This window comes from Micromonospora sp. CPM1 (assembly GCF_023896895.1).
GTDB classification, from domain to species: domain Bacteria; phylum Actinomycetota; class Actinomycetes; order Mycobacteriales; family Micromonosporaceae; genus Micromonospora; species Micromonospora tulbaghiae.
This window is the reverse complement of sequence record NZ_JAMHIU010000001.1, coordinates 78,138-102,099: the sequence shown is the minus strand read 5'-3', so window position 1 is coordinate 102,099 and position 23,962 is coordinate 78,138. Positions and strand designations below refer to the sequence as shown.

Sequence of the window (23,962 nt, the reverse complement as noted above, 5' to 3'; positions counted from 1 at the left end):
GGGCCCGGCGGTGAGGACCGCCGAGCCGGCCGCACTGCGCAGCTCCGGCGGCGGACCCGACCGGGCCACGTTCCTGGAACTCTTCTTCGACCTCGTGTACGTGTTCGCGCTGACCCGGATCTCGGCGCGCGCCTTCGAGGACCTGGTGCTGGAGGGCGGGCAGACCGGCTGGACGGCGGTGACCGGCGGCGGCAAGACGCTGCTGTTGCTGCTCGCGCTCTGGGCCGTGTGGCAGGGCACGGCGTGGACCACCAGCCGCTACGACCCGCACCACCTGTGGTTGCAGGTCATCGTGATCACCGCGTTGATCTCGGCGATGGTGATGGGGGTGGCGATCCCGCGCGCGTTCAGCCACAGCGGCCTGATGTTCGCCGCCGCGTACGTGGTGGCCCAGGTGAGCCGGCCGGCGATCCTCGTGCTGGTGCTGCACAGGCAGCAGTACCGCCGGCTCAAGCTGCGCATGCTGATCACGTTCTGCGCCACGGGTGTGCTCTGGCTGGCCGGCGCGCTGCTGCCGGGCAGCGCCCGGGTGGTGCTCTGGACCACGGCACTGCTGCTGGAGTACCTCGCCGCCCGGTTCGGCTGGCCGATGCCCGGTCTGGGCCGCTCGACCGTCTCCCGGTGGGACGTCCACGGCGAGCACCTGGCCGAGCGCTACCAGCAGATCTTCCTGGTCGCGCTCGGTGAGACGATCCTGCTCGCCGGCCTGGCCTTCACCCGCTCCCCCACCAGCCCGGGCATGGTCGCCGCGTTCGCCGTCGCGCTCGCGACCTCGGTGCTGCTGTGGCGGATCTACGTGCAGCGGGCCGGGCAGATCCTGGGCGAGGCGGTGACCCGGGCCGCCCATCCGGCCACCGTCGGCCGGTCCGCCGCCGACACCCACCTGGTCATGGTGATCGGGGTGGTCGCCACCGCGATCGGCTACGAGCTGGTCATCGAGCACCCGGCCGGGCACAACGAACTGCCCTGGCTGGCCGTGATCCTCGGCGGGCCGGCCGTGTTCCTGGCCGGCCGGGCCCGCTTCGAGTACGAGGTGTTCGGCCGCGTCTCCCCGTCCCGGCTGGTGGGGATCGCCGCGCTGCTGCTGCCCGTACCGCTGCTGGTGCGCCTCGCGCCGCTCGTCGCGGCGATCCTCGCCGCGGTGGTCCTCACGGCGGTGGCGGTGGCCGACGCGCGCCGCGCCTGGGGCCGCCCGCCGGAGGAGGCGGCGACACCGTTCTGAGCGGCGACGCCGGTGCGGCACACCGCTACCGGGCTACGATCCGCGCGTGACCTTCTCGCTCGTCGCCCGCTCCGCCGACGGGCACCTGTACGGCGTGGCGGTGGCCAGCCGCTTCCTCGCCGCCGGGGCCCTCGTGCCGGCCGCCGAGGCACTGGTGGGCGCGGTCGCCACCCAGGCGCACGCCAACCTCGCCTACCGGGCGCAGGCGCTCGCGTTGCTGCGTACCGGCGTCAGCGCCACCGACGCGGTGGCCGGGCTGGTCGCCGCCGACCCCGGCCGCGACGACCGGCAGCTCGCCGTGGTGGGGGCGACCGGCGACGGGGCCACCTGGACCGGACCGCGCTGCCACCCCTGGGCGGGCGGGCAGGCCGGCGACGGCTGGGCCGCGCAGGGCAACATCCTGACCGGCCCGCAGGTGATCGACGCGCTGCGCGACGCCTGGCTGGCCCGCGACGACCTGCCGTTCCCGCAGCGCATGCTGGCGGCGCTCACCGCCGGTGACGCGGCCGGCGGTGACCGGCGCGGCCGGCAGAGCGCCGCGATACTCGTGGTGCAGCGCCACGGCGGCTACGCCGGCACCGGCGACGAGCTGGTGGACCTGCGCGTGGACGACCACGACGACCCGGTCGCCGAGCTGCGCCGCCTGCTCGGCATCCACCACATGCTGTTCGGCCGCCCCGATCCGGCCACGCTGCGGGATCTCACCGGTCCGCTCGCGGCCGAGGTGGCGGAGCTGCTCGCCGCCACCGGTCACCCGGTCGGCCCGGCCGGCCTGGACGACGCGCTGGCGGCCTGGACCGGCCTGGAGAACTTGGAGGAACGCTTCGTGCCCGGCCGGATCGACCCGATCGTGCTGGATCACCTGCGGCGGTGTGCCGGGCGCTGAGCGGAGGTCAGCCGCCGAACGCGAGCCGGCCGATGCCGGCGCTGGCCAGCTCGTCCTGCTCGTCGCCGGTCAGCGGCAGCCGCCCGGTGGCCTTGCGCAGCACGGTGAGCGCGTCCCAGCGCAGGCCCGGCGGCACCGGCACGCCGCCGGTGAGCACGCCGGCCACCACGGCCGCCGCGGGCGGGGTCAGCCACGGCGGCCGGTCCAGCGCGTCGGCCAGGTCCAGGCCGTGCACCGCGACCTCCACCACGCGGGTACGCAGGAACTCCGGCAGCGCCATCGCGTCACCGTGCCGGGTGCGCACCACCCGGCCGGGCGGCGCGGCGGCGACCGCCTCGTCGGTGGCGCGCCAGGCCCGGCCGAACTCCCCCGCCACCTCGGCCGCGCCCGGGTGCTCCCGGGCGGCCCGGCGTGCCGAGTCGACGCGGTCCCGGTCGACCGGCGGGCTGAACTTGGCCGCGCCGAAGTAGGCGGCGGCGTCGACCTCGGCCCGGGGCGGCGCGGGTTCGGCGAGCATCAGGGCCAGGCGCCCGGCTCCGGTGCTCACGTGCGCGATCAGGTCGCGTACCCGCCAGGGCGGGCACGGGGTGGGCCGGTCCAGCGCCGCGTCGTCCAGGTCGCGCAGCACCCGTTCCAGGCGTTCGCACTCGGCCCGGAACGCCGCCCGTACGGTCTGCACCGGCGGTCAGCCCTTCCAGCGGGGCACCAGCCGGTGCACCACGACCAGCACCAGCGCGGCCACCACGGCGATCGTGCCGGCGATGCCGGCCGCGCTGCCCGCGTACCCGATGAACAGCGGACGGCGGCCGAGCGCCTCGACGGGGACTGTGGAACGGTCGACGAGCCAGGACAGCGCCACCGCGGAGGCCAGCAGGGCCACCACGCCGGCGCCGCCGAGCACGGCGCCGGCCACCCGGTGCGCGTCGCCCGGCTCCACCACCGCCTGCTCGCGCTGGAAGAACAGCAGCACCAGCCCGGCGACCGCGGCCCACGCGCCGACCACCAGGTACGCGGCGACCGCGTCGCTGGGCCGGTGCCAGCCGGCGGAGAGCGTGGCGACGCCCGCGGCGGCGGCGTACCCGGCGCCGAGGAACGCCCCGGCGACCCGCAGCTTGCGCGGCAGCACCAGGATCAGCGCGACCGCGACCGAGGCGGCCACCGTGGTGTGCCCGCTGGGCAGGCTGTTGCCGGCGGCGGCCCGTTCCGGGTCGATGCCGAAGTCGGGCCGGGCCAGGTAGTGCTTGAGCAGCTGCGTGGTCACGTTGGCGCCGGCGATCAGCAGCGTCGCGGTGACGGCGAGCGCCTTGCGTCCCCGGATCAGCGCGATGAAGCCGATCACGGCGGTCGCGGCCAGCAGCGACACCACCGACATGGCGTTGAGGAGTGTGTCCACCGGATCGTCGATGCGGTCCTGGCCGATCCGGTTGCCGGTGAGCGCCACAGTGTCCAGCCACTGGCCCAGTTCGGTGTGTACGGCGAAGCGCCACACCAGCCCGAACGCGGCTGTCTGGATCAGGGCCAGTACGACCAACCAGACCGCCGTCCAACCCCTCGCCGTCTCCCGCACCCGGACAACTTAACGGTAGGTCCGCTCCGGCGCGCGGCGGAGCGCCATCGGCGGCGGCGTACGGTGAGGCGGGCGATTTCGAGGAGGTGGCGCGTGACCGGCACGCCGCAGCGGCAACCGGCGGACGGGCCGCGGCCGGAGTCGCTGGCCGATCTGCTCGGCGGCCGGCGCGGGGCGGTGGACGCGACGCTTCCCCCGCTGGCGTTCGGGCTCGGCTGGGTGCTCGGCGGCCTGGGCGGCGGCGTGCTCGCGGCGGTGCTGACCGGCACGGCCGTGGCCGGCTGGCGGTGGCGGCGCGGCGACCGTCCCCGCTCGGTGCTGGTCGGGCTGCTCGCGGTCTGCGTGGCCGCGCTCGTCGCGTTGCGTACCGGCCGGGCCGTCGACTTCTTCCTGCTCCAGATCGCCGCCAACACGGCGAGCGCGCTGGCCTGGGCGGTGAGCATCGTGGTGCGGTGGCCGCTGCTGGGTGTGGTGGTCGGCACGGCGCTGGGCCAGCGCACCCGGTGGCGGCGCGATCCGGCGCTGCTGCGGGCGTACGGCCGGGCCAGCTGGGTGTGGGCGGCCACCTACGTGCTGCGGGTCGCGGTGTTCGTCCCACTGTGGTTGTACGGGCAGGTGGTCGCGCTCACAGTGGCGCGGGCGGCGCTGACCTGGCCGCTGATCGCGGCGGCGTTGACGGGGAGCTGGATGGTGATCCGGCGCTCGCTGCCGGCCGGACATCCGGGGCTGCGGCACCCGGTGGACCCGGCGGACGCGGACGGTGTGGCGGCGCGCACAGAATAATGGAGAGGCCGCCACGGGGGGAGCGGCCTCTCCGTCAAATACGTTACTCCGTCCAGGGCCCGGATGTGATCCCGTGGACCGCTGAATTTTCCGTGCCTTTTCGCGCCATGGGTCGTCGCCGGGCGGAGTGGTGGGCCGGCCGGTCCGCTGCGTCGGCCGGACGGCCGGCCCACCCGGCCTGACCGTGGGCGTCAGGCCGTTCGCCGACCCGGCCGCTCCGTTCCCCCATCGGCCGGGTCGGCCTCCTCCGTGGGCGGGCTCTCACCCGCCCACGAAGGAGGGGTCACCTCACCCTTGCGGGAAGTAGGTGCCGTAGTCGGCGTACGCCATGGCGATGTCCGCCTGCGCCCAGAACCGGTGGTAGTTGAAGACCGGCTCGGGACCGCCGTCCAGGTACGCCTGCACCTTCGGCCAGTCCGGGTCGTTCTTGTAGAACGAGCGGATGTCCAGGAAGCTCTTGCCCGGGGCGATCGCGTCGCCGTTGGGCATCTTCCCGGTCCAGCCGTTGGGGACGTAGAGACCCTGGCCGTCGGCGGCGTTGTAGACGTCGTCGAAGCGCTTGTAGTCGCCGCGCTTCTCCGGCGTCGAGACGCCCTTGCTGTCGGCGGACGCCGAGAGCGCGTCCAGCAGACCCTTGGCGGTGTCCTTCGCCGCGGTGTTGCCGGACTTGGCCGCGTACGCGATGAGCGTGCGGGCGTAGGCGCCGGCGACGCCGACGTCCTGGCCCTTGACCGTCACCTCGACGTGCAGGTTGGTGTTCGGCTGCGGGCTGCTCGGGTTCCAGTTGGCCGGCTGGCCCGTCCACTTCATGTCCGACGGGATCGACCAGTTGGTGCCGACAGTGGTGTTGGCGATCGCCCACGGCACCCACTTGTCCAGCAGCGCCTTGGCCTTCGCGTTGCCGGTCTCCAGGTACAGCTCGGCGATGCGCTGCATCGACCAGGCCTGCATGCCGAACCACTGGTTCGACGGCGGGTCGTTGTAGACCGGGTCGACGTCGTAGAACATGCCGTAGAAGGTGGCGGTGCCGGCCGGCGGCTGGGCGTAGCTGCCGTCCCAGCTGTTGGTGGCGCCACCGGCGATGCCGCCCTCGGCGGACTGGAGCCAGGTGTAGAACTCCAGCTGCCGGTCGAGGCTCTTCTGCCAGTCGGAGACCGCGGTCGGCGACTTCGGCTTCAGCTCCGCGACGTTGGTCATGGCCCAGGCCGCGAACGGGTTCTGGTAGCCGAAGTGGCTGTGGCTGGAGCCGATCCGCCACGACCAGTTCTGCGAGGTGTCGTACGCGCCACCCCAGGCGTAGTACCAGGAGAGCAGGTAGTGCGCCGAGTCACGGCCGCTGGCGGCCGGGCAGGTGGACGCCCCGACGCAGTTGCCGATCTTCTTGAAGTACTTGTCGAACAGCGCGTAGCGCAGGTAGTCGCCCATCTTGGCGGCCTTGGCCACGGTGGCCGCCACGTCGGCCTGCTTGCCCTGCGCCTTGGCCCAGGTCAGCGCCCAGTAGGCGGCCTGGACGGCACGCGCGTCGGCGTCCGGGGCGTTGGTGTACTTCCACTGCTTGGCCGGGGCGCTGGACTCCTTGACGAACAGGTCCAGGTAGCCGTTCGGGCCGCCGTGCTTGAACGTGTCGCAGGACGGCTGCGGCACGGTCTCCCACACCGACTCCTGGGTGCCCCGCTGGAAGGTGTTGATGTACGCGGGCCGGGTGGTGCCGTCGCCGCAGCGGCCGTAGCCGTAGGTGTTGTCCACGTCGAGCAGCCAGTGCATGCCGTAGATGTCACCGGTGCCGTAGGTGGACTGCAGCTCCGAGCGCAGCGGGTCCTGGCCGACCGGGACGCTGGCCTCCAGCGCCGACGGGTACTGGCTGGGCAGGTTGTGCTCGGCGGCGTACTGCGGGGTGCCGGGCGAGCCGGCGGTGGCCTGGTCGGCGTGCGACGGGATGATGTACTTCTCCATCACGGTCCAGGCGTTGTTGAACGGGGCCCAGTTCTGGGTGACCCGGCCGTACTGCGCCTCCAGCCAGAGCCAGAAGCTGAACGCCTCCGAGGTGGTCTCGTGGCCGTGGTCGGGTGCCTCGACGATCAGCGTCTCGATCGAGTGGTACGGCACGCCCTCGGGGCTGAAGTAGCCCGAGTTCTTGATCTTGCCGTACTGGTCGAGGAACTTCTTGATGTAGGCGTTGTCGCCGCCGGGGGTGTCGTTGTCCGCCTCGGTGGCGACGACGGAGATCGGGGCGTAGCCGGTGGCCGACGCGGTGATCGTGGCGGTGCCGCCGACCGTGTCGGAGTCCTCCGCGGCCGACACCGTGGCGGTGACGCCGGTGCTCCAGTTGCTCGAGGTGAGCGTCAGCGTGGACGGCGAGACGGTGATGTCGCTGTCACCGGTGGCGGCGAGGGTCACCGGCACATTGGCCGTCGGCGCCGCGCTGAGCGTGTACCGGACGGTGGCGCTGCCGCCCTCGGCGACGGTGACCGCGGACGGGCTGGCGACCAGCCTCGGCCCGCTCGCCGCCGTCACGGTGAACGACTTCTCCGAGACGGCCGTGCCGCCCGCGTTGTCGTACGCCTTGGCCTGCACGGTGTAGCTGCCGGCCGGCAGGTCGAGCAGGTCGTAGCCGTACGGCGCGGTGGTGTCGGTGTTGACCAGCAGGCCGTTGCGGTAGAACTCGACCTTGCTGATGGTGCCGTCGGTGTCGCTCGCGGTCGCGGTCAGCGGCACGTCCGCCGGCGCCTCGAACGGGCCGGACGGCACGCTCAGGGAGACCGTCGGCGGCTGGTTGGTCTGCGCGCCGTTGCAGGCGACCCCGTTGAGGGTGAACGCGGTGGGCTTCGGGTTGCTGCCGCTGAAGCTGCCGTTGAAGCCGATGCTGGTGGACGCGCCGGTGGGCAGGCTGCCGTTCCACGACTCGTTCGTGGCGGTCACCTCGCTGCCGGACTGGCTCCACCGGGCCGACCAGCCCTGAACCACGCGCTGGCTGCTGTTCGGAAAGGCGAACTTCAGCGACCAGTTGTTCAGCGCGTCGCCCAGGTTCTTGATGGTGACGTTGGCGGTGAACCCGTTGTTCCAGTCGGTCGTCGCATAGGTCACGTCGCAGGCGGGCGCGGCCTGTGCGGCGCCCGCGGGCAGGGCCACCCCGCCTATGACGAGGGCGGTGGCGGCGACCATCGCCGTGCGGCGACGTCTGGCCAGAAGTCTCATGTGGGCGGTGTCTCCTCGGACCGGGCCGGGACCGTGGGCCCCGGCGGGGCGCCTCCACGCGCCGACGGGGCGTACGCGGGGGGACGGAGGCGTCCGGAAAGGTGGTCGTCCCGGCCGTGCCGGGGATCGGGGCGCCGCACCGGTTCGTCACCGGGTGCCCTCGGCGGCCCGCGCTCGCGTTCACTGGCTCCGCGTGGCGTGACGAGAGTGTGACATGGAAGCGCTCCCACCACAACGGCCAGCGTAGATACGCGCTTCCATGTTTCGATCTCGTTTAGGGGCTTTTCCAAACCCGTGACGGGCGTTACAGTCGCAGCATCGCCGATGGGAGCGCTTCCATCGACGGAGATACAAGTACTGGATCGCCGGGTACACCCGTGCCCGGCGCGTCGGCCAGAGGCCGACGGCGGACCAGCCCGGACGCCGCCGCCGGCCGTCACCCGCCAGACGGAGGGAGGTGGAACCAGAGCCACTCGCGTGGCCCGGCTCCCGCGCGACGCGCACGACGGACGCCAATTCCACTTCGTGCGTGTGTGCACCATCGGTGGGGACGGGGGTTGCCCTCCCCCGTCCCCACACTAAACCCCCGTTGTCGACGGCAAAAGAGGCCGACGGGACAGGCGTGACACGCCACCCGGACGGCCTTTCTCGCTATCCGCCCCACCCCTCGCCGCTCACGCCGCCGCGAGCGACGTTCCCGAGCGACGCCCCCGCCCACCCACTTTCCGGCCGCCCGCCGGCCGCGCCGCACGTCGCCGCGACCGCCGGATCGGGCCGGCCGCTCCCTGGCTATGATGGGAGCGCTCCCGGCCCAGGGCGGCCCGTCACTCCGAGGAGAAGCCTCATGTCGTTACTCACCCGACGGCGCCTGCTCCGCCGCGCCGCCCTGTCCGCGACCGCGGCCGGCGCGGCCCGGACCGGGCTCGCCGGCGCCACCGCGGCCGGGATCGCCGCGTCGACCGTCGCGCTCGGCGGCTGCGACAGCCCGCCCGAGCGCACCACCGACCCGGAGCCGGACCGCGGGCTGCGCTTCCCGGACGGCTTCGCCTGGGGGGCGGCGACCTCGGCGTACCAGATCGAGGGGGCCGCGAAGGAGGACGGGCGGGGTGAGTCCGTCTGGGACACCTTCAGCCACACGCCGGGCCGGACCCGCAACGGCGACACCGGCGACGTCGCGGCCGACCACTACCACCGGTACGCGCAGGATCTGGACCTGATGCGCGACCTGGGGCTGCGCAGCTACCGGTTCTCCATCTCCTGGCCGCGCATCCAGGCCGACGGCTCCGGCCGCCCCAACCAGCGCGGCCTCGACTTCTACCGCCGCCTGGTGGACGGGCTGCACGAGCGCGGCATCGCGCCGATGGCCACGCTGTTCCACTGGGATCTCCCGCAGGCCCTCCAGGACGCCGGCGGCTGGGAGAACCGGGACACCGCGGAGCGCTTCGCCGAGTACGCCGACATGGTGTTCCGCGCCCTCGGCGACCAGGTGCCGGTCTGGCTGACCATCAACGAGCCGAAGACCGTGGTGCAGAACGGCTACATCTGGGGCCACCACGCGCCGGGCATCCGCGACGAGGACGCGGCGTACCTGGTCGCCCACCACCTCCAGCTCGGCCACGGCCTCGCCGTGCAGGCGCTGCGCGCCTCCGGTGGCACCGGCCGGATCGGCCCGGCGCTCAACCTGCACCCCTGCTACCCCGCCGACGACTCCGCCGAGTCGGCCGCCGCGACCCGCCTCTACGACGGCTACGAGAACCGCCTCTACCTCGACTCGATCTTCAAGGGCGCGTACCCGCAGGACGTGCTGGACGACCTCGGCCCGGCCAGCCGGATGGCCCGCGGCGTCCGCGACGGCGACCTGAAGATCATCTCCAGCCCGGTCGACCTGCTCGCCGTCCAGTACTACACGCCGATCTACGTCACCGCCGACGGCGGCACCGTCCGCAAGTGGCCCACCTCCGAGGCGGAGTGGCAGCAGATCTACCCGGAGGGCATGTACGACATCCTGACCCGGGTCACCCGCGACTACGGCCGGGTGCCGATCACCATCACCGAGAACGGCCTGCCCTGCCCGGACGTGCCCGGCGCGGACGGCAACGTCGACGACGCCGGGCGGGTCACCTTCCTGCGCGACCACTTCGCCGCCGCCCACCGGGCCATCGGCGACGGGGTGCCGCTGGAGAGCTACCACGTCTGGTCGCTGCTGGACAACTTCGAGTGGGCCGAGGGGTACGAGCAGCGCTGGGGCCTGGTGTACGTCGACTACACCAGCCAGCGGCGGGTGCTCAAGCGCAGCGCCCACTGGTACCGCGACGTGATCCGCCGCAACGGCCTGTAGGCGACGGTGCCCGGCCGGCGCGATGCCGGCCGGGCACCGGGCCGCCTCAGCGCGGCAGCGCCTGCTGGAGTTCGGCGCGCAACGCCGGGGTGAGCATCTCGCCCGCCTGCTTGGCCAGCCGCGCCATCTCGTAGCCGACCACGCCGATGTCGGCGTCCGCCCCGGCCAGCGTGGCCAGGATCGAGCCGTCCCGGATCTGCATCACCAGGAAGTAGCCGCGCCCCATCTCGACCACCGTCTGCTTGACGACGTCACCGTCGAACATCTGGGCCGCACCGGCGGTGATGCTCATCAGGCCGGAGGTCACCGCGGCGAGCTTGTCCGCGTTGTCACGCGGCAGGTGCGCCGAGATCGCCACCAGGAGCCCGTCGGAGGACACCACCACCGCGTGCGCCACCCCGGGAACGCGCTCCGCGAACGCGTTCACCAGCCAGCTCAGGTCGCGTGCCTCCTGGCTCAACGTCGTCACTGTCGTCGTCCTCCTTCATCGCGCGGCAGGTACATCTCGGTGGTCTCCTCGGCCTCGGCCCGCCGTACCCCGCTGTAGAGGCGCGACAGCATGCCGCCGACCGCCTCCGGGTCCGGCTCGTGCCGCACCACCGGGCGGTCGGCCGGGGCGGCCGAGGCGAGCTGGGCCATCGGCACGCGTACCGGCAGGCCCCGCTCGTTCGTCCCTCCGGTCACCGGCGTCGCCGCCGGCGCGGGCGTCACACCCAGCGCCGACGTGGCCGGACCCTGCCGGCTGAACCACCCGCCGCCCGCCGCGCCGGCGCCCGGCGTGAGCACGTCCTCGGCCCGTCCCGGGCGGGGACGCGGCGCGGTCACCGGCGCGGCGGGCGGCGCCGGCGCAGCCGCCCCGGCGTCCGTCCCGTCGCCCAGCGGCCGCCCGGTCAGCGGGGACACCGGCAGCGCCGCGGGCTGGCCCGGCGCCGGACGCCATCCGGCCACCGGCAGTTCGGCGGTCGCCGCGGCGAGCGCAGCGGACGCGGTGACCGGGCCGGTGAGCATCGCCTGCGCAGTCCCGCGCACGAGCCGATTCGGCTCCGGCCGGCCCGCCTCCGGCGCGGGCGCCTCGGCCAGCAGCGCGACCGGGATCCGCACCCGGGCCACCAGTCCCTCCCGGCCCGAGCTCAGCCGCACCCGTACGCCGTGCCGGGCGCTGAGGTGGCTCACCACGAACAGGCCCATCCGTTCCGAGGCCGACACGTCGGCGGCCGGCGGCTCGGCGAGCACCGCGTTCGCCTCGGCCAGCGCCGGCGGGCTCATGCCCAGCCCCTCGTCGACGATCTGCACGAGCGCGCCCCGGCCGTCCGGCTCGACGACCACCCGCACCGCGGTGTCCGGGCGGGAGAAGGCGGTGGCGTTCTCCAACAGCTCCGCGAACAGGTGCACCAGGTCGCCCACCGCGTGCCCGACGACGTGCAGGTCGGTCCGGTTCTCGTGGCGCACCCGCTGGTACTGCTCGATCTCCGCGCTCGCGGCCAGCAGCACCGCGCCCAGGCCCACCGGGCGGTTCCACCGCCGGGTCGACTCGCTGCCGGCCAGCACCAGCAGGCTCTCGTCGTTGCGGCGCATGCGGGCGGCGAGGTGGTCGAGCTTGAACAGGTTCTCCAGCTGGTCCGGGTCGCTCTCCTCGCGTTCGAGCTCGTCGAGCAGCTCCAGCTGCCGCTCGACGAGCACCTGGCTGCGCCGGGCCAGGTTGACGAACATGGCGTTGACGTTGCGTCGCATCATCGCCTGCTCGACCGCCACGTCGACGGCGCTGCGGTGCACCGCCACGAACGCCTCCGCCAGCTCGCCGATCTCGTCCTGCGAGTCGATCACCGAGGGCGGCACGTCGATCGCGCCGACCGGGCGGTCCACTGTGCGCAGCCGTTGCAGCGTCAGCGGCAGATCCACCTGGGCGATCCGCAGCGCCTGGCCGCGCAGCTGCCGCATGGAGCGGGCCACCGACCGGCCGACCAGCAGCGAGATCAGCACCGCGGCCAGGAGCACGGTGGCGATCGCGCCGCCCACCAGCAGCGTGTCGCGCAGCTGGCGGGCGCTGGCGTCGTCGGCCTGACGTACCGCGTCGGCGACGATCTCGCTCTCCAGCTGGCGGAACAGCTCCTGCCGCTGCTCGCTGGCCGCCCACCACTGGGTCGCGTCGAGCAGGGCCGGCTTCGTCTCGCCGCCGCCGGGCAGCGTCCGTTCCTCCATCCGGGTGGCGGCGACGAAGGCCGGATCGACCGAGGTGCGGTCGTAGCGACGGATCTGGTCGGCGGTCGCCGCGACCCGGAACGCGCCGAGGGCGGTGAGCTGCTGGGCTCGCAGGTCGCTGAGCGTCACCTGGTCGTCGGGCTCGTACCGGCCGGCCCGGGCGGCGGCGTAGAGCTCCGCCCGGATGCGCGAGGACAGCTCCTTGACCCGGGACAGCTGCGCGTACCGCAGCACCGCCTCGGTCAACTCCTGCCGGCCGCCGCCGGGCGACGGCTCGGCCAGCAGGTTCAGCAGCGCCGCGATCGACCGGTGGTAGTTGCTCAGCACGGTGTCGCTGGAGAGCACCGCGGGCGCCACCGCCGCCCGGATGTTCACCACCTGGTCGTACGCCTCGATCGCCTCGGAGTAGGAGACCCGCCAGGCCGCGTCGGCGTCGGCCAGCGGAGCGGCGGCGGCGCGCAGGTCGGTCATCGCCCGGTCGGTGGCCTCCTGGAGCGGTTTCAGCGCGGCCACCGCGGCGTCCCGGTCGGTGCCGGCGCGGCGCAGCGCGGCCAGCTCGCCCGCGGTGCGGTCCCGCTCGTGCTGGAGCCGGTCGACGGCGGTGGAGATCTGCCGCCCGATGCCGACCTGCTCGGCGAAGGCGCTCAGCGTGGTGGTCTGCCCGACCAGCCCGCGGGTCTGGATGCCGGCCAGGACGAGGAACGCCAGTGAGGGGATCACCAGCACCGTGGCGAGCTTGGTGCCCATCCGCCAGTCCCGCAGCCGGAACCCGGAGCGCCGCCGGTGCGGCTGAGGGGCCGCGCCGCGCACCGGGTCGGGACCTGCGCCCACGGTTGCCTCCTCCTCCCGCCCCACCACGTCGGGGAGCGGAGTCCATCCAATCAGGCCGTCGGTCGGTGTCAACGGCCGCCCGGACGGCATGACCAGGACGGTCAGCGCCGCGGGTGGACGGTCACGCGTGCGAGGCGGCCTCGCCCGTCCGGCCGATCCCGGCGATCTCGTCGGCCTCCGCGATCCGGCCGAGCGCGACGAGCGCGGCACCGGTCGCACCGATCTCCGGGTTGCGTTGCCAGCACACCTGGCGGGGCGCGAGCACGTCGAGGAACGCCCCGCGCCACCACGGCGAGGCGGTCAGCGCCCCACCGCCGAGGACCACCTCCATCGGCTCGCCGATACCGGCCTCCAGCAGCGTCAGGTCGTCGGCGACGAGCCGGCACAGTCCGCTCATCAGCCCGGCCAGGATGTCCACGGCGGTGGTGCCGAAGCTGAGCCCGCGCAGCTCCCCCGAGCCCGCCGGGGCGACACCCGGCGGCCGGTCGCCGCCGAAGCGGGGATTCGCACGCACCGAGCCGGCGGCGCGGTCGAGCGCCGCCTCCAGCTCCGAGCCCTCCGGCAGCCGCAGCTCACGCGCCGCCCAGGCGAACAGGTTGCCGCCGCTGGAGTACGCCGCGCCGGTCACCACGTGGTCGTGGTCGACCCGGTACCGCCACAGCTGCCCGGGCAGCGGCGGCGGCTCCGCGCCGGCCGGCACGGCCTGGATCATGCGGACCGCGGCGGAGGTGCCGACAGTCACCGCCGCGCGGGCCGGGTCGACGCATCCCGAGCCGACGTTGGCGGCCGCGCCGTCGCCCACCGGCGGCGCCCACCGCGCGCCGGCCAGCTGCGGCCAGCGCCGCGCGTACGCCGCGTTCAGCCGGCCGTGCCAGCCCCGGGGGGCCAGTGGCGGCAACCGATCCGGGCGTACGCCGGCCAGCTCGCACGCCTCCGGATCCCAGTCCATGCGGCGCAGGTCGAGCAGCCCGGTGCCGGACGCCAGCGAGATCGACATCGGGGCGTCGTCGAGCAGCGTGCCGAGCGCGTACTCGGCGAGCCCGGTGAAGCGTGCGCACCGGTCGACGCGCTCGCGCAGCCAGGGCAGCCGCACCGACCAGTAGCAGCGGTGCCACCAGGTGCCGGTCCGCCGGTGGAAGTCCGCCGGGTCGGCCGGGCCGGTCGCGCCGGCCGGCGGCTCCGGCCGGGTGTCCAGCCAGGTCAGCACCGGCCCCGACGGTGTGCCGTCGGGCGTCAGCGGCAGCACCGAGTGCCACTGCGCGGAGGTGGCCACGAGGTCCACGTCCCGCAGGTGCCCACCGGCGGCCAGCTCGTCCAGGCACTCCACCAGGCACGCCAGGTAGGCCGGGCCGTCGAGCGTCCCGGTGCCGTCGTCCCCGGTGACCAGGTGCACCCGGCGGCGGGCCAGCGCGCCCGGGCGCGGCACGGCGTCCGCGTCGAGCACGAGGCCGCGCACCGAGGAGGTGCCCAGATCCAGAGCGAGAATGTCCATCGCCGGTCAACCTACCCGGCGGGACCGGCGGCCACTCCAAGATCCGTACCCGCTGACGCGCGATCGGGTTCCACGGCGCCTGTCGATCGCGTACAGTGACCGTCATGCCCGCGCACCTGTCCTGCTGGTGGCCCGCCGACCCGGCGGCCCACCCCCGCGCGTAGCTTCCCCACGCGGCCGCCCGACGAGGCGGCCGCCGGTCTCCCCCGGCATCCCGGGTCGCCTTCACCGGCGGCCACCGGCCCACCGAGGAGACCCGATGACCCGCCTGTCCGACCCGCTCGCCGCCGTCGCGGCCGGCCGCGACCCAGGCCCGTTCGCGCTCGTCCGCCGCGAGGGCGCCGACCACGTCGACCTGTTCACCGGCCCGGTACGCACCGCCGGCGCGCTCGCCGACCTGCCGCTGCCCGAGGACGGTGCCGGCCCGCACACGCTGGCCCTGGTGCCGTTCCGGCAGGTCACCGAACGCGGTTTCGAGTGCGTCGACGACGGGCTGCCGCTGGAGTTCCTGGCGGTCGAGGCGCACCGGCGGATACCCCTGGCCGAGCTGCTCGACGACCTGCCCGACGCCGAGGTGCGCACCCGCGACGCCGGCTTCGACATCGCCGACGACGAGTACGCGGCGATCGTGGAACGGGTGCTGGCCGACGAGATCGGCCGGGGCGAGGGGGCCAACTTCGTCATCCACCGCACCATGCGCGCCACGGTGCAGGGCGACCCGCTGGCCGCGGCCCTGGCCGCGCTGCGCCGGCTGCTGCTGCGCGAGCGGGGCGCGTACTGGACGTTCCTGGTGCACACCGGCACCCGGATCCTGGTCGGCGCCAGCCCGGAGCGGCACGTCAGCGTCGCCGACGGGCTGGTCGAGATGAACCCGATCAGCGGCACGTTCCGGCACCGGGGCGAGACCGTCGACCGCTCCGCGCTGCTGCGCTTCCTGCACGACCCGAAGGAGGTGGAGGAGCTGTACATGGTGCTGGACGAGGAGCTGAAGATGATGGCCGTGGTCGCCGAGCACGGCGGCCAGGTGGTCGGGCCGTACCTGAAGGAGATGGCGCACCTGGCGCACACCGAGTACCTGCTGGCCGGGCGCTGTTCCCGGGACGTACGCGACGTGCTGCGGGAGACCATGTTCGCGCCCACCGTCACGGGCAGCCCGATGGAGAACGCCTGCCGGGTGATCGCCCGGCACGAGCGCACCGGCCGGCGCTACTACGCCGGGGTGCTCGCCCTGCTGGGCCGCGACGAGCAGGGCCGGCAGACGCTGGACGCGCCGATCCTGATCCGTACCGCCGAGATCTCGCCCGAGGGCGCGCTGCGGGTGCCGGTCGGCGCGACGCTGGTCCGTCACTCGACCACCGCCGGGGAGGTGGCCGAGACGCACGCGAAGGCCGCCGGTGTGCTGGCCGCGCTGGGTCTCGGCCCGGACGCGCCGCGCTCCGCGACCGAGCCGGCCGTCCGGTACGCCGACGACCCCGAGGTACGCGCCGCGCTGGCCGCCCGCAACGCTCCGCTGGCCCGGTTCTGGCTGGAGCAGCGGGAGCCGGGCGCGATCGCGCTGCGCGGGCTGGCCGGGCGGCGGGCGCTGATCGTCGACGGCGAGGACACGTTCACCGGCATGCTCGCCCACCAGCTCGGCGCGCTGGGCCTGGCGGTGACCCGGCGGGACTGGCCGGACCCGGGCCCGCTGGACGGCTACGACCTGGTGGTGGTCGGCCCCGGCCCGGGTGACCCGCGGGACGCGACCGCACCGAAGATGGTGGCGCTGCGGGCGCTGCTGACCGAGTTGCTCGCGTCCGGCCGGCCGACGCTCGCCGTGTGCCTGGGCCACCAGTTGCTCGCCGGGTTGCTGGGCCTGCCGCTGCACCGCCGCGACGCGCCGTACCAGGGGCTGCCGCGGGACGTGCCGGTGTTCGGGACGACCCGGCGGGTCGGGTTCTACGCCAGCTTCACCGCGCTCGCCGACGCGGACCGGGTGGCCGGCCCGTACGGCCCGGTCGAGGTGTCCCGCGACCCGGCCGACGGCGCGGTGCACGCGCTGCGCGGCGCGGGCTTCGCCGGGGTGCAGTTCCACCCGGAGTCGGTGCTGAGCCAGGACGGCACGAGGGTCCTGGCGGACCTGCTCGGGCATCTGCTCGACCGGCCGGCGCTGAGCGCGCATGGAGCGGCCGATCGCGGGTAGGGCACTGGCGACCGGTGGTCCGGACGGGTTCGAGAGCCCCCGTCCGGCCACCGGTCGCCAGTCGGGTCAGCCGGCCATGCCCCGCTTCAGCGCGGCGCCCATCAGCACGGCGCGCTTGGCGGTGAGCGCGGTGGCGGCCAGTGCCACGTGGTCCGGGGCGACCTCGCCGTTGTTGCTGGTGTGCGAGGCGCCGTACGGGTTGCCGGCGACGAACTGGCTCGGGTCGGTGTAACCGGGGGTCACCACGATGCCGCCCCAGTGGTAGAAGACCGTGTACAGCGACAGCAGTGTGGCCTCCTGGCCGCCGTGCGACGTGGCGGTCGAGGTGAACCCGCTGTAGACCTTGTCGGCGAGCGCGCCGGCGGCCCAGAGCGGGCCGGTGGTGTCGATGAACTGCTTGAGCTGGGCGGCGATCATGCCGTACCGGGTCGGCGACCCCATGATGATCACGTCGGCCCAGGACAGGTCGTCCGGCTGCGCCTCCATCACGTCCTGGGTCTCCAGCCGGTGCGCCTGCCAGCCGGAGTTGGAGCGGATCGCCTCGTCGGGCGCCAGCTCACGTACCTTGCGCAGACGCACCTCGGCGCCGGCCTCCCCCGCCGCCTCGACCGCCGCCTGCGCCATCTGGTAGGTGATGCCGGTCGCGCTGTAATAGATCACCGCGACCTTGACCTGGCCATCCATCAGACGTTCCCTCCTCGTCTCGGGTCAGCTCCGGCGACTACCCGTTACTTGTTCCGTCAAACTCAGGGCGTGGCATGCTCTCCGGGTGGAGATCCGCACCGCCACGCCGGCCGACTGGCCGCTGATCTGGCCGTTCCTGCGCGACATCGTGGCGGCCGGCGAGACGTACACCTGGCCCCGCGACGTCACGGAGGAGCAGGCCCGCAAGCTCTGGATGCCGCCGGCGCCGGCGCGGACGGTGGTCGCGGTGGCGCCGGACGGCGCGGTGCTCGGCTCGGCGAAGCTGGCGCCCAACCAGGGCGGCCCCGGCGACCACGTGGCGAACGCGTCGTTCATGGTCGCCCCGGCCGCCGCCGGGCGCGGCGTCGGCCGGGCGCTCGCCGCGCACGTGCTCGACGCGGCCCGGGCCGACGGCTACCGGGCCATGCAGTTCAACGCCGTGGTGGCCACCAACACCCGGGCCGTCGAGCTGTGGCGGTCGCTGGGCTTCGAGGTGATCGGCCGGGTGCCGGAGGGCTTCCGGCACCCCACCCGGGGGTACGTCGACCTGCTGGTCATGCACCGGCGCCTGGACTGAGCGTGGCTCAAGATTTGCGCAAGTTCCGTCCGCAACCGCTCTGCTCACCCAGCTCACACGGGATGCTGGTCGAACCGGCGCCGGCCGCAGCGGCCGCCCCCGCGCCGGGATCCTGAACGGGGGATCGCGCTGGTGTCGGCAGCGCCGCCGGCGCAGCGCGATCAGGGGCCGGGTTGTCGTACCCCGGGCCTACGCTGACGCCCGTGACCGTACGCCTCAACCGCGCCGAGGCGCTCGCGCTGCGAATGACCGGCCTGTTGCTGCGCCCGCACCCCACCGCCCGCCCCGAGCGCGTCGCCGACGTGGTCGAGTGGTTCGGCGCCATGCAGGCGCAGGACGCGGCGAGCGGGCTGTGGTCGCTGGGCCTACGCCTGCCCGGAGCCACCCAGGACGACGTCCGCGCGGCGCTGGAGCGGCGCGAGGCGCTGCGCACGTGGCCCATGCGCGGCACCGTGCATCTGGTCCCGGCGCGTGACGCGCGGTGGATGCTGGAGCTGACCGGGGTGCGGACGCTGGCCGGCATCGCCGGGCGGTGGCGGCAACTCGGGCTGACCGTCGCCGACGGCGAACGGGCCGGTGACGTGCTGCGCGCGGCGCTGACCGGCGGCGGCCGGTTGACGCGCGCCGAGTGCGTGGCGGCGCTGCGCGCGGCCGGGCTGGCCACCGACGGTCAGCGCGGCTACCACCTGCTCTGGTACGCCAGCCAGCGCGGCGTCACCTGCATCGCGCCGCACGTGGGCACCGAGCAGACGTTCGCGCTGCTCGACGAGTGGGCGCCCGACCCGCACCGCCCGGAGCGCGACGAGGCACTGGCGATGCTGGCGCACCGCTACGTGCGCGGCCACGGCCCGGTGACCCGGCACGAGCTGGCCCGGTGGACCGGCCTGACGGTCACCGACGCGACCCGGGCGATCACCCTGGCCGGTGACCTGCTCGCCCCGGTCGAGGTCGACGGCGAGCCCGCGGTGGTCGACGCCGCGCTGCTCGACGCGCCCCGCGCGCCGGTCGACGACCTGCACACGCTGCCCGGCTTCGACGAATACCTGCTCGGCTTCAAGGACCGGTCGCTGATGCTCGACCCGGCGCACGCCGCGGCGGTGGTCCCCGGCAACAACGGCGTGTTCCGGTCGACCGTGGTGCGCGGCGGGCGCGTGGTCGGCACCTGGACGCGGACGCTGGGCGCGAAGGCGGTGACGGTGAAGCTGCAGCAGCTCGTGCCGTTCGACGCCGCGTTGCGTGAGCGGGTGGACTCCGCGCTGACGGGTTACGCCCGCTTCCTCGGGCTGGAGTTGCGCCACTCCTGGTGACAGCGTGGGCACCCGGGACGCGAGCAGACCGAAGGGCCGGCGGCGCGCACTGCCACCGGCCCTTCGCCCGCATCCAGGGGTCAGTCGGCGAGCGCGCCGGCCGAGCGGCCCTCGTGCAGCGTCAGGTTGCGGCCGCTGCCCGGGTCGAACAGGTGGATCTTCTCCAGGTTGAACCACACCCGGCGCGACTCGCCCTCGCGTACCGGCGACTCCGCCGACAGCCGGGTGACCAGGTTCGACCCGGCGCCGGCGAAGTCCGCGGCGCCCGCGTCGGCGGCCAGCTCCTCCAGTTCGGCGGCGGTGGCCCGCTCCCCCTCGACGGTGAAGTAGACGTACTTGTCCGAGCCCATCGACTCGACGATGTCGACAGGCGCCTCGAACTCGACGCCCCGTCGGCGGGTCTCGTCGTCGATCAGCGCCGCGTCCTCGAAGTGCTCCGGGCGGATGCCGAGGATCAGCTCCCGGGGCGCGTCGCCGCCCTCCAGCTCGCGGCGGATCCGGTCGCCGATCGGCACGTCGCCGAGCGCGGTCCGCAGCCGGCCGTCCTCCACGACGGCGTGCACGAAGTTCATCGAGGGCGAGCCGATGAACCCGGCGACGAAGAGGTTGCGCGGGTGGTCGTACAGCTCCTGCGGCGGCCCGACCTGCTGCACCGCGCCGCCGCGCATGATGACCACCCGGTCGCCGAGCGTCATCGCCTCGGTCTGGTCGTGGGTGACGTAGACGGTGGTGGTGCCGAGCTGCTTCTGGAGGCGGGACACCACGGTGCGCATCTGCACGCGCAGCTTGGCGTCCAGGTTCGACAGGGGCTCGTCCATCAGGAACGCCTTGGGCTGGCGGACGATCGCCCGGCCCATCGCCACCCGCTGCCGCTGGCCGCCGGACAGGTTGGCCGGCTTGCGGTCCAGCAGCGCGGTCAGCTCCAGCACCTTCGCCGCCTCGTCGACCTTCTGGTCGATGGTCTCCTTGTCCATCTTCGCCAGCCGCAGCGGGAACGCCATGTTCTCCCGCACGGTCATGTTCGGGTAGAGCGCGTACGACTGGAAGACCATCGCGATGTCGCGGTCCCGGGGTGCCTTGTCGTTGACCCGCTCGCCGCCGATACGCAGCTCACCGGAGCTGATGTCCTCCAGCCCGGCGATCATGTTGAGCGTGGTGGACTTCCCGCAGCCGGACGGGCCGACCAGGATCACGAACTCGCCGTCGGCGATCTCCAGGTCGACGTCCTGCACCGCGGTGGTCCCGTCCGGGAACCGCTTGCTCACCTTGTCCAGCACGATGTCGGCCATTGCTACCACCTATCCCTTGACTGCGCCGGAGGTCAGACCGGAGACGATGCGGCGCTGGAAGAAGAGCACGAACAGGATGATCGGCACGGTGATCACCACGGCGGCGGCGCAGATCGCCCCGGTCGGGTCCTCGAACTGCGACTCGCCGGTGAAGAACTGCAGCGCCACCGGGACCGTGCGGGACCGCTCGGTCGAGGTGAGCGTGATCGCGAACAGGAAGTCGTTCCAGCAGAAGATGAAGACCAGGATGGCCGTGGTGAACACGCCGGGCGCGGCCAGCGGCGCGATCACCCGCCGGAACGCCTGTGCCTGGGTGGCGCCGTCCATCTTGGCCGCCTTCTCCAGGTCCCACGGGATCTGCTTGAAGAACGCCGACAGCGTGTAGATCGCCAGCGGCAGCGCGAACGTGATGTACGGCAGGATCAGTCCGGGCCAGGTGTCGAACAGGCCGAGCTGCCGCTCGATCTCGAACAGCGGCGACACCAGCGACACCTGCGGGAACATCGCGATCAGCAGCGAGACGCCGACCAGCAGCTTCTTGCCCGGGAAGTCGAGCCGGGAGATCGCGTACGCGGCCATCGCCCCGAGCACCACAGCGATGGTGGTGGCGATCAGCGCGATGCCGATCGAGTTGACCAGGGCCCGGACGAACTGGTCGGTGTCGAAGATCGTCCGGTAGTTGTCCAGCGTCCACTCCCGCGGCCAGAACTTGCCGTCGGTGAGCGTGGCCGGGGTCTTGAACGACAGCGAGGCGATCCAGAGGACGGGGACCAGCGCGAAGACGACGACCACGACGTCCAGCAGGCCCCAGCGCACCTTCGCCCGCGTGGTGGTTTCCACTGCCATGTCAGCGCCTCTCCCCATCGTCGCTGCCCGGGGCAGCGGTGCCGAACAGCTTCACGAACACGAAGGCGATGATCGCCACGGTGATGAAGATCAGCACCGACATCGTGGAGCCGATGCCGAGGTTCAGGCCCCGGATCAGGTTGTTGTAGGCGAGCATCGACACCGACGACGTCTCGTTGCCGCCGTTGGTGAGCACGAAGATGTTGTCGAAGACCCGGAACGCGTCGAGCGTGCGGAACAGCAGCGCGACCAGGATGGCCGGCTTCATCACCGGCAGCATCACCTTGGTGAACCGCTGCCACGCCGTCGCGCCGTCGGTGGAGGCCGCCTTGAGCAGGTCCTCCGGCACCAGCGCCAGCCCGGCCATCAGCAGCAGCGCCATGAACGGGGTGGTCTTCCAGATCTCCGCCAGCATGATGATCGCCAGCGAGCTGGCCCGCTCGGTCAGCGGGGCGCTGCCGTCGAACAGGTTCGCCAGGTAGCCGGTGCCCGGCGTCCAGGCGTACCGCCAGGAGAACGCCGCGACCACTGTGACGATGCCGTACGGGATCAGCGCCGCGGTGCGCACGATGCCCCGGCCGACGAGCGTCCGGTGCATGATCATCGCCAGGCCCATGCCGAGCACCAGCTCGATCGCGACCGTGACCACGGTGATCAGCGCGGTGACCCCGAACGCGGTCCACCAGAAGTCGTTCGTCAGCACGGTGACGTAGTTCTCCAGGCCGACGAACTGCCGCTCGTCGGGGAAGCGCAGGTCGAAGCGTTGCAGCGACAGCCAGACCGAGTACAGGATCGGGTACGCGGTGACCAGCACCATGACCAGCGCGGCCGGCGCGCACAGCAGCCAGCCGAGGCGCCGCTCGGCGCGCTTGTTCTCGCTCAGCGGGGCACGGGAGCCGCGCCGGGACCGCTGTTCCGGTACGGCGGCGTGCCGGCCGCCGGGCTGCTCGGCCTCGGCCTCGGCGGCGGCCTGCGCGCCGGCCGGCGTGGCGTTCACGCTCATGGCAGAACTCCCTTGGACTCCAGCGCGTCGGAGATCGCCTTGCGCAGTTCGTCAGCGGTCTGCTCGGGCCGGATCGCCGACGGCGGCGACAGGATCGCCGACATCACCGTGGAGATGCTCTGGTACGCCGGGGTCAGCGGGCGGACCGCCGGCTCCTTCAGCTCCTCCAGGATGGTCTCCTTCATCGGGTACGCCTCGGTCATCTCCGGGTCGTCGTAGACGGCTTCGATGGTGGGCGGCACGCCGTCGTTGACGGCGGAGAACTTCTGGTTCTCGGCGTTGCGCAGGCAGCGGGCCGCCTCGAACGACTCTTCCGGGTGCTTCGAGTAGGTGCTGACCGCCAGGTTGACCCCGCCGATGGTGACCTTGCTGGGGGTGCCGGGGTCGATGCCCGGCACCCGGGCCCACTTCACGTTCTTCGCCAGTTCGGGGTTGGCCTCCTGGAGCGCCGGATACACGAACGGCCAGTTCACCTGGAACGCGCCCTTGCCGGACTGGAACTCCAGCCGCACCGGGTCCTCCAGCGCGTTGCTGAACGACGGCGAGGTCACGCCCGACGTGGCGAACTTCTTGAGCTGGTCGAGCGCGCGCACCGCGCCGGCGTCCATCTCCGCCTTCTTGCCGTCGTCACTGAGGATCTTGCCGCCGGCGCTCTCCGCGAGCGTGTTGTAGAGGACCACGAGGCCCTCGTACTGGGCGCCCATGGTGAGCACCTGGTACGGCTTGCCCTGCTCCTTGAGCTGCTGGGCTGCGGAGATCATCTCGTCCCAGGTCTTCGGCGCCTGCGACACCAGGTCGGACCGGTACCACAGCAGCTGCACATTGGTGTTCTTGGGCGCGGCGTAGAGCTTGTCCTCGTACCGGGCGGTGTCCAGCGGGCCGGCCAGCGTGCCCTGCTCGACCTCGGCCTTGTCCTGGCCGGTCCACTCCCGGATCCACTTCGCGCTGGCGAACTCCTGCGTCCACGTGACGTCCAGGCCGAGCACGTCCATCCCGCTGTCCTGCGCGGCGAGGCGGCGCACCATCTGCACCCGCTGCTCGTCGGCCTCGCGCGGCAGCACCCGGTAGTCGATCCGGTACCGTCCCTGCGCCTGCGTGTTGCAGGTGTCGACCACCTTCTGCAGGTTCTGCTCGGGCGGGTAGTACAGGTTGATCGTGGGGACGCCGCCGTCGCCGCCGGATCCGCAGGCGGCCAGCGGGGCCACCAGCGCGAGCGCGGCGGCCGCCGCCGCCGCGCGTCCGGCCGGCCGCCGTGCGGCCGTGTCGGGGACTCTCGTCATCACCCTCCCCCTCTCTTCGGCGAAGAACCGGGGAGTGAGCCGCGCCCCGGTGCACGGCGAGACGACCGGGGCATCGGCCCGATCGCCCGACGCCCCGGGCGTGTCGTGCGGCTGAACGTGCCCGACCTGCGACGGAGCGAAACATCACGGACATGTGACGGTGACGGCACGAACCGGCCGGGCGATCGCATGTCGTCCCACGTAGTGAAACGGCGAGGCTACCCAGCGTCAGCGGTCTGCACTAGCGTGGGGCTGGCTCCGTAGCCGGCGCGTCGCCGTCGACG

Annotated in this window: 18 protein-coding genes; 7 read left to right on the top strand and 11 right to left on the bottom strand. The window is 73.4% G+C overall.

Annotation, left to right across the window (positions count from 1 at the left end):
• Positions 1–10 precede the first annotated feature (10 nt).
• Together M8C11_RS00390 and M8C11_RS00385 are read left to right on the top strand one after the other, a co-directional pair.
• Positions 11–1,222, top strand: a complete 1,212-nt coding sequence (locus M8C11_RS00390) for a low temperature requirement protein A (protein ID WP_252447708.1) — start codon at positions 11–13, stop codon at positions 1,220–1,222.
• Between the two features lie 46 nt (positions 1,223–1,268).
• The gene (locus M8C11_RS00385; RefSeq protein ID WP_252447707.1) at positions 1,269–2,108 is read left to right on the top strand and encodes a DUF1028 domain-containing protein; all 840 of its coding nucleotides are present in this window, start codon (positions 1,269–1,271) and stop codon (positions 2,106–2,108) included.
• 7 nt (positions 2,109–2,115) lie between these two features.
• Here M8C11_RS00385 and M8C11_RS00380 read toward each other — a convergent pair whose 3' ends face one another.
• The gene (locus M8C11_RS00380) at positions 2,116–2,787 is read right to left on the bottom strand and encodes a maleylpyruvate isomerase N-terminal domain-containing protein (RefSeq protein WP_252447706.1); all 672 of its coding nucleotides are present in this window, start codon (positions 2,785–2,787) and stop codon (positions 2,116–2,118) included.
• A gap of 6 nt (positions 2,788–2,793) precedes the next feature.
• The gene (locus M8C11_RS00375) at positions 2,794–3,675 is read right to left on the bottom strand and encodes a phosphatase PAP2 family protein (protein ID WP_252447705.1); all 882 of its coding nucleotides are present in this window, start codon (positions 3,673–3,675) and stop codon (positions 2,794–2,796) included.
• 93 nt (positions 3,676–3,768) lie between these two features.
• Between M8C11_RS00375 and M8C11_RS00370 the strand changes: the two genes are divergently transcribed.
• Positions 3,769–4,458 (top strand): DUF3159 domain-containing protein, encoded by a 690-nt coding sequence (locus tag M8C11_RS00370; protein WP_252447704.1) that lies wholly within the window; start codon positions 3,769–3,771, stop codon positions 4,456–4,458.
• Between the two features lie 288 nt (positions 4,459–4,746).
• Here M8C11_RS00370 and M8C11_RS00365 read toward each other — a convergent pair whose 3' ends face one another.
• A complete protein-coding gene (locus tag M8C11_RS00365; RefSeq protein WP_252448155.1) occupies positions 4,747–7,644 on the bottom strand; it encodes a glycoside hydrolase family 48 protein in 2,898 nt (965 codons plus the stop codon).
• Between the two features lie 853 nt (positions 7,645–8,497).
• Here M8C11_RS00365 and M8C11_RS00360 point away from each other — a divergent pair.
• Complete coding sequence (locus tag M8C11_RS00360) at positions 8,498–9,991, top strand: GH1 family beta-glucosidase (RefSeq protein ID WP_252447703.1); 1,494 nt, start codon at positions 8,498–8,500, stop codon at positions 9,989–9,991.
• A gap of 46 nt (positions 9,992–10,037) precedes the next feature.
• On the opposite strand, the gene M8C11_RS00355 is transcribed toward M8C11_RS00360, so the two are convergent.
• From M8C11_RS00355 to M8C11_RS00345, 3 genes are read right to left on the bottom strand one after another with little or no spacing between them, the layout of a single operon-like run.
• The gene (locus tag M8C11_RS00355) at positions 10,038–10,451 is read right to left on the bottom strand and encodes a roadblock/LC7 domain-containing protein (RefSeq protein ID WP_199733231.1); all 414 of its coding nucleotides are present in this window, start codon (positions 10,449–10,451) and stop codon (positions 10,038–10,040) included.
• Positions 10,452–10,456: 5 nt separating this feature from the next.
• Positions 10,457–13,111, bottom strand: coding sequence for a nitrate- and nitrite sensing domain-containing protein (locus tag M8C11_RS00350; protein WP_256484835.1), 2,655 nt, complete (start codon positions 13,109–13,111; stop codon positions 10,457–10,459).
• A gap of 31 nt (positions 13,112–13,142) precedes the next feature.
• Positions 13,143–14,513 carry a gluconokinase gene (locus tag M8C11_RS00345; protein WP_252447701.1) on the bottom strand — a complete coding sequence of 457 codons (1,371 nt, stop codon included), beginning with the start codon at positions 14,511–14,513 and terminating at the stop codon, positions 13,143–13,145.
• Positions 14,514–14,772: 259 nt separating this feature from the next.
• Between M8C11_RS00345 and M8C11_RS00340 the strand changes: the two genes are divergently transcribed.
• Positions 14,773–16,692: a chorismate-binding protein gene (locus M8C11_RS00340; RefSeq protein ID WP_252447700.1), complete on the top strand. Its 1,920-nt coding sequence runs from the start codon at positions 14,773–14,775 to the stop codon at positions 16,690–16,692.
• A 66-nt stretch (positions 16,693–16,758) separates the two neighbouring features.
• On the opposite strand, the gene wrbA is transcribed toward M8C11_RS00340, so the two are convergent.
• The gene (gene wrbA, locus M8C11_RS00335) at positions 16,759–17,376 is read right to left on the bottom strand and encodes an NAD(P)H:quinone oxidoreductase (RefSeq protein WP_120569050.1); all 618 of its coding nucleotides are present in this window, start codon (positions 17,374–17,376) and stop codon (positions 16,759–16,761) included.
• An 85-nt stretch (positions 17,377–17,461) separates the two neighbouring features.
• Between wrbA and M8C11_RS00330 the strand changes: the two genes are divergently transcribed.
• Together M8C11_RS00330 and M8C11_RS00325 are read left to right on the top strand one after the other, a co-directional pair.
• The gene (locus M8C11_RS00330) at positions 17,462–17,953 is read left to right on the top strand and encodes a GNAT family N-acetyltransferase (RefSeq protein ID WP_252447699.1); all 492 of its coding nucleotides are present in this window, start codon (positions 17,462–17,464) and stop codon (positions 17,951–17,953) included.
• A 203-nt stretch (positions 17,954–18,156) separates the two neighbouring features.
• Positions 18,157–19,260, top strand: a complete 1,104-nt coding sequence (locus M8C11_RS00325; RefSeq protein WP_252447698.1) for a winged helix DNA-binding domain-containing protein — start codon at positions 18,157–18,159, stop codon at positions 19,258–19,260.
• Positions 19,261–19,340: 80 nt separating this feature from the next.
• On the opposite strand, the gene M8C11_RS00320 is transcribed toward M8C11_RS00325, so the two are convergent.
• Genes M8C11_RS00320 through M8C11_RS00305 form a run of 4 tightly spaced genes read right to left on the bottom strand, consistent with a single transcriptional unit; the run spans position 19,341 to position 23,678 of the window.
• The gene (locus tag M8C11_RS00320; RefSeq protein WP_252447697.1) at positions 19,341–20,549 is read right to left on the bottom strand and encodes an ABC transporter ATP-binding protein; all 1,209 of its coding nucleotides are present in this window, start codon (positions 20,547–20,549) and stop codon (positions 19,341–19,343) included.
• Positions 20,550–20,558: 9 nt separating this feature from the next.
• On the bottom strand, positions 20,559–21,395 hold the full coding sequence (locus tag M8C11_RS00315) for a carbohydrate ABC transporter permease (protein WP_026268483.1): 837 nt from the start codon (positions 21,393–21,395) through the stop codon (positions 20,559–20,561).
• 1 nt (position 21,396) lies between these two features.
• A complete protein-coding gene (locus M8C11_RS00310) occupies positions 21,397–22,398 on the bottom strand; it encodes a carbohydrate ABC transporter permease (protein ID WP_252447691.1) in 1,002 nt (333 codons plus the stop codon).
• On the bottom strand, positions 22,395–23,678 hold the full coding sequence (locus M8C11_RS00305; RefSeq protein WP_120569045.1) for an ABC transporter substrate-binding protein: 1,284 nt from the start codon (positions 23,676–23,678) through the stop codon (positions 22,395–22,397). Before M8C11_RS00305 ends, M8C11_RS00310 begins: the two co-directional genes overlap by 4 nt.
• Positions 23,679–23,962: the final 284 nt, after the last annotated feature.